Annotated in this window: 12 protein-coding genes and 2 tRNA genes; all 14 read right to left on the bottom strand. The window is 62.6% G+C overall.

Going from position 1 to position 15,197, the window contains the following annotated elements:
* Positions 1-53: 53 nt before the first annotated feature.
* Positions 54-3,041 carry a leucine--tRNA ligase gene (leuS, locus tag BTIS_RS05840; RefSeq protein WP_094663552.1) on the bottom strand — a complete coding sequence of 996 codons (2,988 nt, stop codon included), beginning with the start codon at positions 3,039-3,041 and terminating at the stop codon, positions 54-56.
* A 143-nt stretch (positions 3,042-3,184) separates the two neighbouring features.
* Complete coding sequence (locus BTIS_RS05835; protein WP_094663550.1) at positions 3,185-3,985, bottom strand: transporter substrate-binding domain-containing protein; 801 nt, start codon at positions 3,983-3,985, stop codon at positions 3,185-3,187.
* A 59-nt stretch (positions 3,986-4,044) separates the two neighbouring features.
* Positions 4,045-4,995: a magnesium transporter CorA family protein gene (locus tag BTIS_RS05830; protein ID WP_094663548.1), complete on the bottom strand. Its 951-nt coding sequence runs from the start codon at positions 4,993-4,995 to the stop codon at positions 4,045-4,047.
* A gap of 277 nt (positions 4,996-5,272) precedes the next feature.
* Positions 5,273-5,345: transfer RNA gene (locus BTIS_RS05825), tRNA-Ala, on the bottom strand.
* Positions 5,346-5,582: 237 nt separating this feature from the next.
* Entirely contained in the window at positions 5,583-6,767 is a 1,185-nt protein-coding gene (locus BTIS_RS05820; RefSeq protein WP_094663546.1) for a hypothetical protein, read from the bottom strand.
* A 244-nt stretch (positions 6,768-7,011) separates the two neighbouring features.
* Positions 7,012-7,743, bottom strand: coding sequence for a histidine phosphatase family protein (locus BTIS_RS05815; RefSeq protein ID WP_094663544.1), 732 nt, complete (start codon positions 7,741-7,743; stop codon positions 7,012-7,014).
* 1 nt (position 7,744) lies between these two features.
* The gene (gene rsfS, locus BTIS_RS05810; protein WP_094663542.1) at positions 7,745-8,203 is read right to left on the bottom strand and encodes a ribosome silencing factor; all 459 of its coding nucleotides are present in this window, start codon (positions 8,201-8,203) and stop codon (positions 7,745-7,747) included.
* Between the two features lie 119 nt (positions 8,204-8,322).
* A complete protein-coding gene (gene glmU, locus BTIS_RS05805; protein ID WP_094663751.1) occupies positions 8,323-9,699 on the bottom strand; it encodes a bifunctional UDP-N-acetylglucosamine diphosphorylase/glucosamine-1-phosphate N-acetyltransferase GlmU in 1,377 nt (458 codons plus the stop codon).
* 138 nt (positions 9,700-9,837) lie between these two features.
* Positions 9,838-9,908 (bottom strand) — tRNA-Gln (locus tag BTIS_RS05800).
* Positions 9,909-10,017: 109 nt separating this feature from the next.
* The gene (locus tag BTIS_RS05795) at positions 10,018-11,034 is read right to left on the bottom strand and encodes a ribose-phosphate diphosphokinase (RefSeq protein ID WP_094663540.1); all 1,017 of its coding nucleotides are present in this window, start codon (positions 11,032-11,034) and stop codon (positions 10,018-10,020) included.
* A 106-nt stretch (positions 11,035-11,140) separates the two neighbouring features.
* Complete coding sequence (gene nadD / locus BTIS_RS05790) at positions 11,141-11,830, bottom strand: nicotinate-nucleotide adenylyltransferase (RefSeq protein ID WP_094663538.1); 690 nt, start codon at positions 11,828-11,830, stop codon at positions 11,141-11,143.
* Complete coding sequence (locus BTIS_RS05785; RefSeq protein WP_094663536.1) at positions 11,827-12,387, bottom strand: phosphoribosylglycinamide synthetase; 561 nt, start codon at positions 12,385-12,387, stop codon at positions 11,827-11,829. The genes nadD and BTIS_RS05785 overlap by 4 nt, the downstream gene beginning before the upstream one ends.
* The gene (locus BTIS_RS05780) at positions 12,384-13,685 is read right to left on the bottom strand and encodes a glutamate-5-semialdehyde dehydrogenase (protein ID WP_094663534.1); all 1,302 of its coding nucleotides are present in this window, start codon (positions 13,683-13,685) and stop codon (positions 12,384-12,386) included. Before BTIS_RS05780 ends, BTIS_RS05785 begins: the two co-directional genes overlap by 4 nt.
* A 145-nt stretch (positions 13,686-13,830) precedes the next feature.
* A complete protein-coding gene (gene glyA, locus BTIS_RS05775; RefSeq protein WP_094663532.1) occupies positions 13,831-15,141 on the bottom strand; it encodes a serine hydroxymethyltransferase in 1,311 nt (436 codons plus the stop codon).
* Positions 15,142-15,197 lie beyond the last annotated feature (56 nt).

Below are 15,197 nucleotides of genomic sequence, written 5' to 3'. Positions count from 1 at the left end.
CGAGAGGAACCCCCACGGCGTTATCAGAACCGCCGATTCAGTGAGTCACCGAATCAGTTGGCCGGCACCACGGAGACGATCTTCGGAGCCTTGACGATCACCTTGCGCGGCGGCTGGCCGCCCAGCCTGGACTGCACGGCGGGCAGTGCCAGAGCGAGCTTCTCCAGCTCCTCGGCGGAGATGTCGGGGCTCACCTCGAGCTTGCCACGCACCTTGCCCTTGACCTGGACCACGGCGGTGACGGAATCCTGACCCACGTACTGCTCGTCGGCGACCGGCCACAGCTCGTGCGCCAGCGACTTGGGGTGGCCGATCCTGCGCCACAGCTCCTCGCAGATATGCGGAGCGATCGGCGACAGCATGAGGATCAGCGGCTCGACCGCGGAGCGCGGCACGGAGTCCAGACCCGTCAGGTGGTTGTTCAGCACGATGAGCTTGGAGATCGCCGTGTTCGGGCGCATGGCCTCCATCTCCACGGTCACATCGTGGATCGTATTGTTCAGCAGCTTGAGCGTCTTGACGTCGAGCTCGTCATCGGACACGTGGGCCTCGCCGGTGTTCTCGTCGATCACATTACGCCACAGACGCTGCAGGAAGCGCATGCCGCCCACCACGTTGCGCGTGTTCCACGGACGGGACTCGTCCAGCGGGCCCATGCTCATCTCATACAGACGGAACGTATCGGCACCGTAATTGGCGTACATGTCGTCCGGTGTGATGATGTTCTTCAGGCTCTTGCCCATCTTGCCGAACTCGCGGTTGGCGTGCTGGCCGTGCCAGGTGAACGTCGGTTCGCCGTTCTCGTCGGCCGGTCCCTCCTCCACTTCGGCGGCGGGCACGTACTGGCCACGGTCGTCGGTGTAGGCGTACGCCTGGATCATGCCCTGATTGAACAGCTTGTGGAACGGTTCGGCCGAATCCACGTAGCCCAGATCGAAGAGCACCTTGTGCCAGAAACGCGAGTACAGCAGGTGCAGCACCGCGTGCTCCACGCCGCCGATGTACAGGTCCACACCGCCCGACTTGCCGGACGTGGCGTTGTGGTTCGGGCCCATCCAGTAGTCGAACTCGTCCTTCTCCACCATGTGCGCGGTGTCGGTCGGGTCGATGTAGCGCATGTAGTACCAGCAGGAACCAGCCCAGTTCGGCATGGTGTTCGTGTCACGGTAGTAGGTCTTCTCGCCATCGCCCAGATCGAGCGTGACCTTGACCCAGTCCTCGTTGCGGCTCAGCGGAGCCTCCGGGTTGGACTCGGCGTCCATCGGGTCGAAGGTGCGCGGCTCATAGTCGGGCACGTCGGGCAGGTTGATCGGCAGCGCGGAATCGGGCAGCAGATGCGGGGTTCCCTCCTCGTCATAGACGATCGGGAACGGCTCGCCCCAGTAGCGCTGACGGCTGAACAGCCAGTCGCGCAGACGGTAGCTGACCGTGCCCTTGCCCACGCCGGCGGACTCCAGCCATGCGTTCACCTTGGCAATGGCGTCGTCCACACGCAGACCATTGAGGCTCAACGCATCGCCCTTGGTCGCGGTCGCATCGACGGAGGAGTTGATCACGATGCCATCGTGGCTGACGAACGGGGCCTTGCCCTCGTAGTTCGACAGATCGTCGCCGGATTCCGGCAGCGGCTGCACGGTGTAGATGACCGGCAGACCGAACTTCACGGCGAAATCGTAATCACGCTGATCGCCACCGGGCACGGCCATGATGGCACCGGTGCCGTAGTCCATGAGCACGTAGTCGGCGGTGAACAGCGGCAGCTTCGCGCCGGTGATCGGATTGACGGCGTACAGACCGGTGAACAGACCGGTCTTCTCGCCGCCCTCGTCCACACGATCCTTGGCGGTCTTGGATTCGGCGGCCAGACGGTAGGCCTTTACGGCCTCGACGGGCGTGGCGTAGCCGCCCTTCCACTCCTCGGGCGTCTCGGCCGGCCATTCGGCGGGCACGTCCTCGAGCAGGTGGTGTTCGGGGGACACCACGGCGAAGGTGGTGCCGAACAGGGTGTCGGGACGGGTGGTGTAGATCTCCATGTCGCGTTCGCCGTTCGGCGTGACCACGGTGAAGTGCACGGATGCACCGTGGGATTCGCCGATCCAGTTGCGCTGCATGAGCTTGACCTTCTCGGGCCAATCGATGGTCGCGAGATCCTCGATCAGACGGTGGCCGTAGGCGGTGATGCGCATGGACCACTGGCGGAGTTCACGCTGGAAGACGGGGAAGTTGCCGCGCTCGGACTTGCCTTCGGCGGTGACCTCCTCGTTGGCGAGCACGGTGCCCAGACCCGGGCACCAGTTGACCGGGGACTTGGAGATGTAGGCGATGCGGAAGTCGTTGAGCACGTCCTGCTGCTCGGCCTCGGTCAGGTCGGCCCAGGACTTGCCGTCGGACTCATGGCCCGGGATGGCCTTCTCTCCGGATTCGAACTTGGCGATCAGCTCGCCGATCGGACGGGCGGATCCCTTGGAACCACTGGGGTTGGTGGCGTCCTCGTCGTACCAGGAGTCGTAGATGCGAGAGAAGATCCACTGGGTCCAGCGCACATAGCCGGGATCGATGGTGGCGAAGGAGCGGCGGTTGTCGAAGCTCAGGCCCATGCGATGCAGCTGGCGGCGCATGTTGGCGATGTTCTGCTCGGTGGTGATGCGAGGATGCTGACCGGTCTGCACGGCGTACTGTTCGGCGGGAAGACCGAAGGCGTCATAGCCCATGGCGTGCAGTACGTTCTCGCCCTTCATACGGTGGTAGCGGCTCACCACGTCGGTGGCGAGGTAGCCAAGCGGATGACCCACGTGCAGGCCCTTGCCCGACGGATAGGGGAACATGTCCATGGCGAAATACGAAGGACGCCCCTCGGCGTTGCGCCCGTCGCCGTCCTTCAGATCGCCGTTGACATTGGCTGCCCAGAAGGTGCCTTCATCGTCCCAGCGCTTCTGCCAGTCCTCTTCGATCTTCTGCGCCAGATCGGCGTTGTATCGGAATGCGGGTTCCCCGTTCTCGCTCCGCTGTGCGACATCGGCCTCGGTTGCGTCCTGCGCCATGTTGCTCCTTTGTCTGACAAAATTCCAAGTAACAGGGGCAATTATCACCACACATCCGGACACGCCGCATCCGCCGTCCCAGTTGGTGAGCGGACCGGCGAGCGCTTCACGGCCATGAGTGGAAATAGGCGCGGCGGGACTGATCAGGCCCGGTATCCTATCCTGCCGAGTGTGTCGGCGTACGCTCGGGTCAGGGATCCGTCCTGTTCCATGCCGTCAAGTGCTTTCTTCACTTCCGAGGAGAGCTTGTCGCTGCCGGTTTTCAGTCCGATGCCGTATTGGCCCTGTGCATAGTCGAGTCCCAGCGTCGTCACTTTGGCTGTGTCCGCGGATGCGACCATGCCGGCGAGTACCGCGGCCTCGGCGGAGACCGCGTCGACCATTCCCGTCATCAGCGCCGTGGTGCATTGGGTGGCGCTGGGCTGTTCGAGCAGCGTGACCGATGCGCCAAGGGCCTGCTGGAGATCGTCCACGGTGCGGCTGCCGGACACCACGCATACGTGCCGTCCGGCAAGATCGCCGATGGTGTGGATGTCATCGGCATCCTGTGCCAGCATCATGACGTCCTGTCGTCCGTCGAGATAGGGGCCGACGAAGTCGTAGCCGAGGGCATTCATGGCGGAATCGTCGGCGGCCATGGTCGTGTCCACGTACATGCCGGTGACCATGTCCACATCGCCGTTGGCGAGCATGGACACCCGCTGGTCGTAGGGCGCCTCCTCCCATACGATCTGCCATTTCGCATAGCCAAGCTTGCGGGCGACGTATTCGGCGACCTCGATGTTGAATCCGCTGTACTGGCTGCCCTTGCGCAGCCCCATGCCGGGCTGGTCGAAGGTCACGCCGATCACGATGCGTGGACCGGTCACCTCGCTGACGTCGAGTGGGCTGCGCCCGCAGGACGACAGGGTCAGCGTGAGCGTGGCAACCAGAACGGCAGCCAATCCCCTTATGATGCGGCCTGATCGCCATGCCGCGACATCGCCATGCACGTGGCGTCCCCCTACTTGAACATGCGGGAGCGGGTGAGGAACCAGGTCACCAGAGCGGAGACGATCAACGATATGACGATGATCGCCGCGAAGCCCCACGTCTTGTCGGTCAACGGCATTCCCAACTGTCCCTCGGCAAAGTTCATGCCGTACATCGAGAAAATAAGCGTCGGAATCGACAGTGTGATGGAGATGATGGTGAACACTCGCATCACATTGTTCAGGTTGTTGGACACGACGGACGCGAATGCGTCGGTCATGTTCGCAAGAACGCCGCTGTAGATGTTCGCCATCTCGATGGCCTGTTTGTTCTCAATGATCACGTCCTCGAGCAGGTCCTCATCGTCGGGGTACTGACGGATTCGTGTCAGTGTGTTGAGCTTCTCCATCACGATCTCGTTCGATTTGAGCGACGTGGTGAAGTAGACCAATGTCTTGCTCAGCTCGAGCAGCATCAGGATCTCACGGTTCTGCATGGAGTGGCGCAGCTTGAGTTCCAGCTTGTCGCTCTCGCGGTCGATGATGCGCAGATACCGCAGGTACATGGTGGCGTTGCGGTACAGGATCTGCAGGATGAACCGGGACTTCATGAACGTGTTGAATCCCCGGATCGTGCCTTCCATGAACGGATGGAGCACCGGGGTGTCCTGCATGCAGACGGTGATGATCACGTCATCCACCAGAATGATCGACAACGGGATGGTCTCGTACCAGTCGCGGCCGCCGCGTTCCTCCACGGTCGGGATATCGACGATGATCATCGTATAGTTGTCCTCGACGTCCACACGTGACCTCTCCTCGTCATCCAGCGGGGCTCGCAGATCGGCCAGATCGATGCTGCAGGTTTCGGCGACGGTGGCGAGCTCCACATCGGTCGGTTCGCTCAGACATATCCATGATCCAGGAGCCGGTTTCTCAATCTGCTCGATCTGCCCACTGACGGTGCTGAAAATCCTCATCATCGCACATCACCTGCCTTCACCCGGTCGCCGTACCATTACCCGTACGCCTAGCTGTCCTTCAACTGTCGATTGTGTTGCTTTCGATGCCGTCAATCAATACGTTGTCAATTTGCGATATCTGCGTTTCCACCAGCGGTGTTGTCGCAAATACCTCAATAAGGATAGCCCCGACCCTGACTTCATGTCGGCCCGGCCGCACCTCGAGTGTTATGGATCGGAGTACACGGTACGGAATTGAAAAAGGTCCGGAACCCATGCGGATTCCGGACCTTATCAGTGGAGCTAGGGGGATTCGAACCCCCGACCCCCTCCATGCCATGGAGATGCGCTACCAGCTGCGCCATAGCCCCGTCAGCCATTGTTCATAGCCATGAACAACTAACCGGTCGTTTCGGACTTGAAATATATTACACATGCACTCCAATACACGCAACTTCGGCGTGTCCTATAGGCACATCGTGTTGTGCGCGTGCCACAAAACGGGGTGCACGCGCATATATGCAACGTCGCCGGACACACAGCCGTTGATAGCCATGCGTCCGGCGACGGAGATCATTCATATCGGCAGGGCGAATAACACTATGATCCTACTGGATGCTGGTGGTACCCGTGCTACCGGTAGTGGTATCGGAACTGGTCGAACCGGAACCCGACGTGCCGCTGCCCGACCCCGACGACCCGGAGCCGGTCGAACCAGAGCCGGACGAACCGGAACCGGTGTCGGACGAAGTGGAACCGGAACCCGTCGAACCCGACGTACCCGATCCGCTGGTACCGGTGCCGTAACCTGACGAATCGCTGCCAGTGCCGGAACCCGTCGAACCGGAACCGGAATTCGATGTCGAACCCGATGTTCCGGAGGTGGTGTCGGATTCCCCGGAGGTACCGGTGCCCGTGGTGGACTCGGAGGAGGAGCCCGTGCCGCTGGTGCCCGTGGTGGACTCCGATGTGCTGCCGGCATGCTCACCGGCGCTTCCGGTGGATTCGTCCGTAGGCTCGTAGGCGCCACTCGTCTTCTTCTCCGTCGGCGCAGTGGGCGTGGCGGTCTCGCTCGGCGTCACGGTCTGCGTGGTCTGCGTCTGCGACGGCAGATGACGACGAACCACGTCGTCGGTGCCCTGTCCGTTGGTGAGCAGCAGGACCACGCCGGCGCTGATGCCTACGGCGACCAGTGCGGTCACCACCGAGATGATGATCGCCTTGCGATGATTGGCCTGTTCGGCCGCCTTCGACGCGGCGAGCACACCCTTGACGTTCTTGGTTCCGGTGCCGGCCGCTCCGGAAATCGTGGTACGGCCACTGTGGGATGCGGTCGAACGACCGACCGTGGTCATGACCTTCGTACCATCGGCCGCCGTGCCATCGGAGGACAGCACCCGGGTGGCGTCCGCTGCGGGAAGAGTCTGCGTGGCGTCACCCACCGCCGGCATGACCGTGGTGCCGGATGCCGCCTCGTTGCCCAGCACCTGAGTGGAGTCGGCTTCGACGGCATCATCCGTTTTGGCGGCGTCGTTCTTGGTGTCGGAGGATTCGGACGACGAATCGTCGTCATCGGAATTGATCTGCACGACCTCCTGAATCTTCTTTCCGGATTCGCGCAGTACGTTCTGGTAGACCTGCGAGGCCACCGTGGAGACTATGGAGCCGACCGCCGTGCCGATCACCGATCCCGCGATGCCGATCTTCGCGGAGAACAGGAAGGACGTCACTGCGGCGAGCGCGCCGGCGATGACGGGAACGGTCGATATGTTCTTGAAAAACTTATTGAACAATGGACCTCTCTACATGGATTGCGATTGTGGTTCCTTTATCAGGGGTCAGCGTAGACGAAATCGGATACGACACGGCGGGGAGCCATTCATCTGCACATAAATTCTCATACTCCGTCACATCATCGTCACAAGCGGGACGGATATCGGGGGTATGGATGGGTGCTCGTAACACGGAGGTCTCATCGGCGCCCGCTGACGCGCAGCGCCAATCTACGATAACTTGGGGGTCACGGCAGTTTGAGGGTCACGGCAGTTTGGGATCGGCCCATCCCCCGTCCTCCACGGCGGCGGGCCCCTGATTGAACGCTGCAAGACGCCAGCGGATCACGCCGTCCGGCAGATCCATGGGGATCAGCCTCACCCAGTGGGCGTTGCGCAGGGACACGAGCGACGCGAAGTCGGGATGGACGAGGTCAAGACCAAGAAGAGTCTGCAGGGTCTGCGAGATCCACGCTCCGTGGGAGAACACGAACAGGTCGGTGTCGTCGCCGGCGCGCCGGGCCCAGTCGTTGACCGCTTCGGCGCCTCGCATGCCGACATCGTGCTTGGATTCGGCTCCGTGCCGCATCTCTCCGCCCTGGAATGCCATCCAGGCTACGAAATCATCCGGCCAGCGCTCCTCGAGTTCGCGTAGGGTACGCCCCTCCCACTCCCCGAAGTCACGTTCGCGCACGCGCGGGTCCGGATGCACCTCCACGCCGAGCGGGTCCGCAAAGGCATGGGCGGTCTGCATGGCACGGATCAGATCGGAACTGACGACCATCTGGCGCGCGTGCGGCCGCCCGCCCTGTTCGCCGTCCACATAGAGTCTGCGCAGTGATTCCCCGGCGCGTTCCACCTGCCACATGCCGGCGGCGTCCAGCGGAATGTCGGTCTGTCCCTGAAGGCGTCCGGCGGCGTTGTATGCCGTACGGCCATGACGGACCAGTGTGACTGAGTGGACATGCGTTGCCGTACGGGAATCATCCTGAACCATGTCAGCGTCCTTCCGCGGAGGATACGGTCTGATCCGCGAGTTCGTCAGCGGCGTCGACGTTCTCTGCGATTGGGTTCACGGTGCCGCTGGTTTCGGGATGTTCGAGGCGCAGGTCGATGGCCGGGCAATCGGCCCACAGTCGTTCCAGATCATAGTATTCACGCTTGTCGTCAAGCATGACGTGCACGACGAAATCGCCAAAGTCGAGCAGGACCCATTCGCCTTCGGTCTTGCCCTCGCAGTTGCGCGCATCCACATGTCGGCGCTCATGCAACTGACGTTCGATCTCGTCGGCGATGGCCACGACCTGACGGTCGGATGATCCCGATGCGATCAGAAAGGCATCGGTGATGCCGATCATATCGCTCACATCGAATGCCACGATATCGGTGGCTTTGATGGAATCGGCCGCCTGGGCGGCGACGCGTACGGAATCGATGGAATCCTGTGCTGCGGGCACGGACGCTCCTTTCACCTCACACTGTTTGATCTATTGTCCGTTGATCTGGTTATCGCATTCAAATCAGGACCCGTCCGGTCATCAATCCTCGACAACCGACGACCGGACGGGATCTGTCATCACTCGGCGGGCTTCCAGCCCTCGACCACGTGCTGCGTGTTCTCCGAGTACACCATGGAATCGGCGGGCACGTCGTGGCGTACCACGGATCCAGCACCGGTGGTCACGCCGTCGCCCACGGTGACGGGTGCCACGAACAGGTTGCCGGCACCCACGTGCACGCCGGAGCCGATCTCGGTGTGATGCTTGCGCTTGCCGTCGTAATTCGCGGTGATGGTGCCACCACCGATGTTGGTGTGCTCGCCGATGTGCGCATCACCCACGTAGCTCAGATGCGGCACCTTGGTGCCGTTGTCGATATGCGCCTTCTTCATCTCCACGAACGCTCCGGCCTTGGTACCCTCGCCCAACTCGTTGCCGGGACGCAGATAGGTCCACGGGCCGATGTTCGCGGCCTTGCCGATATGGGTCCCCTGCACGCGGGAGCGTTCCACCACGGCCTCCTCGTCGATCACGGCGTCGATCAGCGTGGTGTACGGTCCCACGACCGCGCGCTCGGCGACGGTGGTGTGCCCCTGCAGGAAGCTGCCGGGCAGCACGGTCACGTCGCGGGCGAGCTTGACGTCGTCATCGATCCAGGTGGTGTCGGGATCGAGGATCGTCACACCGGCGCGCATCCAGGCCTCGCAGATGCGACGATTGTGCTGCTTGGCGAGCGATGCGAGCTGCACGCGGTCGTTGACGCCCTCCACCGCCAGGGCGTCAGGCGCGGCATAGGCGCCCACGCCGCCGAATTCCTTGGCCTTCTCGAGCGCGTCGGTAAGGTAGAACTCGCCCTGTGCGTTGTTGTTGCTCAGTCCGGCGATGGCCTGGGACAGCACCTTGGCATCGAACACATACACCGACGTGTTCACCTCGTGCACGGCCAGTTCGGAGGAATTGGCGTCCTTCTGCTCCACGATACGCAGCACGTGGCCCTCGGAATCGCGGATGATGCGACCATAGCCGGTGGGGTCATCAAGAATCGTGGTCAGCACGGTGGCGGAGTTGCCCGATGCGGCGTGGAAGTCCATCAGGCGACGCAGCGTGTCGGCGTCGAGCAGCGGCATGTCGGAGGCGGCGATAAGCACGGAACCGTCCAACTGGCCGTCGGGGGAAAGCTGGGCCATGGCGCATTGCACGGCACGACCGGTACCGGGAATGTCGTCCTGCTGCACGATGGTCACGTTCTCATCGTACGAGCGGGCGGCCTCGGTCACGCGTTCGGCCTGGTAATGCACCACCACCGCCAGAATGCCCGGATCGAGCGCGCGGACGGACGACATCACACGGTTAAGGAACGTCCTGCCCGCCAGGGTGTGCAACACCTTCGGATCGGCGGACTTCATGCGGGTGCCTTCACCGGCGGCAAGAATTATCGCAGCGCTGAATGCCATGTTGGAATCTTCACTTTCCTTGTGATCGCGGACCCATCCGGATCCTTCGTTGATTGGTTGTCGTCGATATGGATCGACGTTGATCGGTATGCAAAAGGGCCCGAACGACGCGAACGTCATCGGACCCTTTCGGTCATGCTCCCCCACCTGGACTCGAACCAAGACAAAGGGTTCCAAAGACCCGTGTGCTGCCATTACACCATGGGGGAACGGCGGTCGAAACCGCCGAGTCACTATTATGCCATGACCTCGAGAGCGTGACGAACGACACTGCGACACCGTTGGAATGTCAACTGTGTCGCAGTGTGTCGCGATCGGTCAGGCGAACAGGAATCCCTGCCCATGATGCGTCGGATAGGTATCGAACAGCTCGGCCACCGAGCCATCGCTGAACACGGCCTTAATGGCGCTGGCGAGCAGCGGCGCGATGGACAGGACGGTCAGTCCCTCCCAGCGCTTCTCCACCGGAATCGGCACGGTGTCGGTCAGCACGATCTCCCGTGCGCCGCAGTTCTTGAGACGTTCCACGGCCGGCCCGGATAGCACGCCGTGCGTGGCCGCGACGGTGATGGAACGGGCACCGGCATTCTTGAGGACCTGGCAGGCGCTGGCGATGGTGCCGGCGGTGTCGATCAGATCGTCGACAAGCACGCAGTCCTTGTCCTTGACATCGCCCACCACGCGGTTGGCAACGGCGTGGTTCGGACGGGTGATGTCGCGGGTCTTGTGCACGAACGCCAGCGGGCAGCCGCCGAGACGCTGCGCCCACTGTTCAGCCACCTTGATGCGGCCGGCATCCGGGGACACAACGGCGATGTTAGACATATCGAGACGGTCACGCACATAGTCCACCAGCACCGGCATGGCGATGAGATGATCCACCGGACCGTCGAAAAAGCCCTGCGACTGCGCAGCATGCAGATCGACGCTCATGATGCGGTCGGCACCGGCCGTCGCCAGCAGATCGAACACCAGACGGCAGGAAATGGGCTCGCGGCCGAGATGCTTCTTGTCCTGACGGGAATAGCCCAGCATCGGGCACACGGCGGTGATGGAACGAGCGGAGGCACGCTTCAGCGCGTCGATCATGATGAGCTGCTCCATGATCGCCTTGTTCACCGGCGTGGTATGGCTCTGCAGCACAAAGACGTCGGCGCCACGCACCGATTCGGTGTAGCGCACGTACATCTCGCCATTGGCGAAATCATACGAAGTCGTCTCCAGAATATCGATGCCGAGCTGATCCGCCACATCGGTGGCCAGCCTTGGATGGGCCCTTCCGGTGACGAGAATGAGATTCTTATCAGGCTTTCCTTCGAGGATTGCGCTCACCATATCTCCAAACGTGTGTGAGGTCCAACGACAATTGACCACTATAGAGGCCGACTTTGACAGGCCAACTGCGCAAAGACCGCGATTTCCCTTGGAATTACAGTCGTTATCAGTGATACAGACCGTGTTTTGAAATGTACTGCACCACGCCGTCCGGCACGAGATACCATACCGGCTCGCCATCACGACTCCGTCGACGCACATCCGTCGACGAGATCGCCAGCGCGGGAATCTCGAGCATATCGACCGCCCGGGCAGGCACGTCCAGCGTCTGCATGTCGGATGAATACCCGGGGCGCGAAACCGCGACGAAGTGGGCCAGACCCCACATCTCGTCGGCGTCCTTCCACCGCATGATCTCGGCCACCGCGTCCGCACCGGTGATGAAGAACAGCTCGGCGTCCGGACGGGCCGCATGGATGTCACGCAACGTGTCGATCGTATAGGTCACGCCAGGACGGTCGATGTCCACACGAGACACCGTGAACTGCGGATTCGACGCCGTGGCGATCACGGTCATCAGATACCGGTCCTCGGCATTGGTCACCGCTTTGTCGAGCTTGAACACGGGCCGACCGGTGGGCACGAACATCACCTCGTCAAGGTCATACACCCAGGCCACTTCGGACGCGGCCACCAGATGACCGTTATGGATCGGGTCGAACGTGCCGCCCATGATGCCGATGCGCGGCACTCGGTGTCGATTGCCACGGGCCGACCGTCGGCCCCACGACCCCTTGCCCAGACCGCTGAGCTCGGACATATTCCTCACCGGAGGATCATTCACCGCCTCGCTCATGCCTGACCTCCGGCGCGCTGCTCCTCGTCCTCGACCTCCGATTCGCGCTCGACGTCACTGGCGTTTCCACTCGAATCGGGATCGATGCGGTCCATGTCCTCATCCCACTCCTCCTGAACCACGCGACGGATCTCGGCGAACGTGGGCAGCGGGAATCCCGGCTGGAATCGTTTGCGGATCTCGGCGACCTGCTCGGAGATGCGGATGAGCACATCCGTCATATCGTCGATGCTGTTCTCGCGCTCGCACTCGCGGAAGCGCGTGATGTACTCCTCCATCATCTTCACATGGCCGGCGATGGTCCGGAGCTCGTCGGACTGTACATCGACCACGTCCTCGGCGTCGGCATCGGGCCATCCGATCAGCACTGCATCGGCATATTCCAGCGCGGAACGCTGCGGTGCCGTGGGAATGCCATCCTCGATCTGCACCAGAAAGACATATCGGACGATGCTCAGTCGTTCCGCCGCCACGCGAAGCCACATATTGCGCTCGTCGGACGCCTCGGCGCGCCGCACCATCTCATCGACGTCGAAAGCCTTGTCGTTCTCGCTCATGCGCGCACCTGCCCTGTTCCGTATCCGATCCACTTGGTCGTTGTCAGTTCCTCCAATCCCATGGGTCCGCGGGCGTGCATCTTCTGCGTGGAGATGCCCAGCTCCGCACCAAGACCGAACATGCCGCCGTCGGTGAACCGTGTGGACGCGTTGACCATCACCACGGCGGAGTCGATACGGGCGGTGAACCGTTCGATATGCGAGTAGTCCTCGGAGATGATCGCCTCGGTGTGTCCAGTGGAGTAGGCGTTGATGTGATCAATGGCCTCGTCGAGGGAGTCGACCACCTTGACGCCCATCTCGTAGTCGAGATATTCGGTGGACCAATCCTCTTCGGTGGCGGGGACGATGTCGAGTCCATCGATGCCGGCGTTGACGATGATGCTCAACGCGGCCTCGTCGGCGTGCAACCTCACGCCATGCTCGGTGAGTGCATGGGCCGCCACGGGAAGGAACTCCTCCGCCACGGATGAATGCACGAGCAGTTTCTCCGCGGCGTTGCACACGCCCACGCGTTGCGTCTTGGCGTTGATGATGATCGGCAAGGCCTTGTTGAGATCGCCTGATTCGTCGACGTAGATATGCACGTTGCCGGCACCGGTTTCGATGACCGGCACCTTGGAGTTCTCCACCACGGCGCGGATAAGCCCGGCACCGCCGCGCGGCACCAGCAGATCGATATGACCGCGCGCCTGCATCATCGCGGTGGCGCCGTCCCTGCCGAACCGGTCGACGCTGGCCACCAGCGCAGGATCGAAGCCATGGGCGGATAGCACGTCGCCGATCACCTCAAGAGTGGCCTCATTGGTACGACGGGCGGCATGGCCTCCACGCAGCAGCACGGCATTGCCCGACTTCAGACACAGCGACGCCACATCGACGGTCACGTTCGGGCGAGCCTCATAGATCATGCCGATCACGCCGAGGGGCACGCGTACCTGATTGAGCCGCATGCCATTGGGAAGATTGCGTCCGCGCACCATCTCACCCACGGGGTCCGGCAGTGCAGCCACGTTGCGCACACCGTCAGCGGTGGAAACGATACGGTCCGTGTCGAAACGCAGACGATCAAGCAGCCCCTGGCTCATGCCCGAATCGCTGGCCTCGGCCATATCCTCGGCATTGGCGCGCTCGATGCCCCCGGCGCCGTTCACCAAGGCGTCGGCTATGTCAAACAGCAGTGCGTTCTTGACCTCGGTGCTCGCCCCAGCAAGCGTCTGCTGGGCGCGTGCAGCCTCATCGGCCATGGCACAGACCGCGTCGAAGACGCCATCCGCCAGGCTGTCCTGTTCGGCCATGAAACTCCCCTCCGTGTGCGTGAAACATCCGTTCATGTCAATATACCGCCATATCCTCCCCAAAGCGGGGTGAACATGGCGGTATATGTCAATGCGATGGGGATATCCCCCCAGCAGGCGCGATCAGTGCGCTATCAGTACGTGATCAGTGCACCTGATCGAGTTCCGGGTAGAGCGGGAAGTCCTCGACGAGCCTGTCGACGCGCGCCTTGAGCGACTCCACGTCGGCGGACTTGCCGGCTGCGAGCGCGGTGCCGATGATGTCGGCCACCTCCTCGTACTCCTTGGGACCGAAGCCGCGGGTGGCGAGCGCGCTGGTGCCGATGCGCAGGCCGGAGGCCACGGACGCCGGACGCGGATCGAACGGCACGGTATTGCGGTTGATGGTGATGCCGCACTGGGCGAGCAGATCCTCGCCCTGCTGGCCGTCCATCTCGCTGTTGCGCAGGTCGACCATCACCAGATGCACGTCGGTGCCGCCGGTGAGCACGGAGATGCCGTTGGCCTTCACGTCGTCGGCGGTCAGACGCTCGGCGAGGATCTTGGCATCGTCGAGCGTGCGCTGCATGCGGTCCTTGAACTCGGGGGTACCGGCCACCTTGAAGCTCACGGCCTTGCCGGCGATCACGTGCATGAGCGGGCCGCCCTGCTGGCCGGGGAACACGGCGGAGTTGAGCTTCTTGGCGTACTCCTGCTTGGCCAGAATGAAGCCGGAGCGCGGGCCGCCGAGCGTCTTGTGCGCGGTGGAGGACACCACGTCGGCGTACGGCACCGGGCTCGGATGCAGTCCGGCGGCGACCAGTCCGGCGAAGTGGGCCATGTCGACCCAGAACTTGGCGCCGACCTCGTCGGCGATCTCCTTCATGGCCTTGAAGTCCTCGATGCGGGGGTAGGCGCTCCAACCGCCGATGATCATGGCCGGGGGCGTTTCGAGTGCGCGCTGGCGGATGATCTCGGGATCGATGCGGAAGGTCTCGGGGTTCACGCCGTAGGCTTCGGCGTGGTAGAAGCGGCCGGAGAAGTTGATCTTCATGCCGTGGGTGAGATGGCCGCCGTGGTCGAGGGCCAGACCAAGCACGGTGTCGCCGGGCTTGACGAGCGCCTGGTAGACGGCGGCGTTGGCCTGGGCTCCGGAGTGGGGCTGCACGTTGGCGTATTCGGCGCCGAACAGTTCCTTGGCACGGTTGCGGGCGATGGTCTCGAGCTTGTCGACCTGTTCGCAGCCGCCGTAGTAGCGGCGCCCCGGATAGCCTTCGGCGTACTTGTTGGTCAGTACGGATCCCTGCGCCTGAAGCACGGCACGCGGCACGAAGTTCTCGGAGGCGATCATCTCGAGACCGTCCTGCTGACGATGCAGCTCTGCAGTCAGGATGTCGGCGATCTCGGGATCAGCCTCGGCGATCGGCGCGTTGAACGCGTCGCCCGGCTTCTGGGGGTAGGACGTCTGTTCCGTCATGGTGCTCCTCACTTCGTTGCACACGGATATGAATGACCCGTTTAGTTTAAGGCGGC

Source organism: Bifidobacterium tissieri, from assembly GCF_002259645.1.
GTDB classification, from domain to species: Bacteria; Actinomycetota; Actinomycetes; order Actinomycetales; family Bifidobacteriaceae; genus Galliscardovia; species Galliscardovia tissieri.
The sequence above is the reverse complement of the archived record's forward strand: the minus strand, read 5'-3'. Positions and strand labels throughout refer to the sequence as shown.

Excerpts from the sequence above, each read along its gene's own strand:
- leuS (WP_094663552.1), bottom strand. The coding sequence starts at position 3,041 with ATGGCGCAGGACGCAACCGAGGCCGATGTCGCACAGCGGAGCGAGAAC.
- BTIS_RS05830 (WP_094663548.1), bottom strand. The coding sequence starts at position 4,995 with ATGATGAGGATTTTCAGCACCGTCAGTGGGCAGATCGAGCAGATTGAG.
- BTIS_RS05815 (WP_094663544.1), bottom strand. The coding sequence starts at position 7,743 with ATGGTTCAGGATGATTCCCGTACGGCAACGCATGTCCACTCAGTCACA.
- glmU (WP_094663751.1), bottom strand. The coding sequence starts at position 9,699 with ATGGCATTCAGCGCTGCGATAATTCTTGCCGCCGGTGAAGGCACCCGC.
- BTIS_RS05795 (WP_094663540.1), bottom strand. The coding sequence starts at position 11,034 with ATGGTGAGCGCAATCCTCGAAGGAAAGCCTGATAAGAATCTCATTCTC.
- nadD (WP_094663538.1), bottom strand. The coding sequence starts at position 11,830 with ATGAGCGAGGCGGTGAATGATCCTCCGGTGAGGAATATGTCCGAGCTC.
- BTIS_RS05785 (WP_094663536.1), bottom strand. The coding sequence starts at position 12,387 with ATGAGCGAGAACGACAAGGCTTTCGACGTCGATGAGATGGTGCGGCGC.
- BTIS_RS05780 (WP_094663534.1), bottom strand. The coding sequence starts at position 13,685 with ATGGCCGAACAGGACAGCCTGGCGGATGGCGTCTTCGACGCGGTCTGT.
- glyA (WP_094663532.1), bottom strand. The coding sequence starts at position 15,141 with ATGACGGAACAGACGTCCTACCCCCAGAAGCCGGGCGACGCGTTCAAC.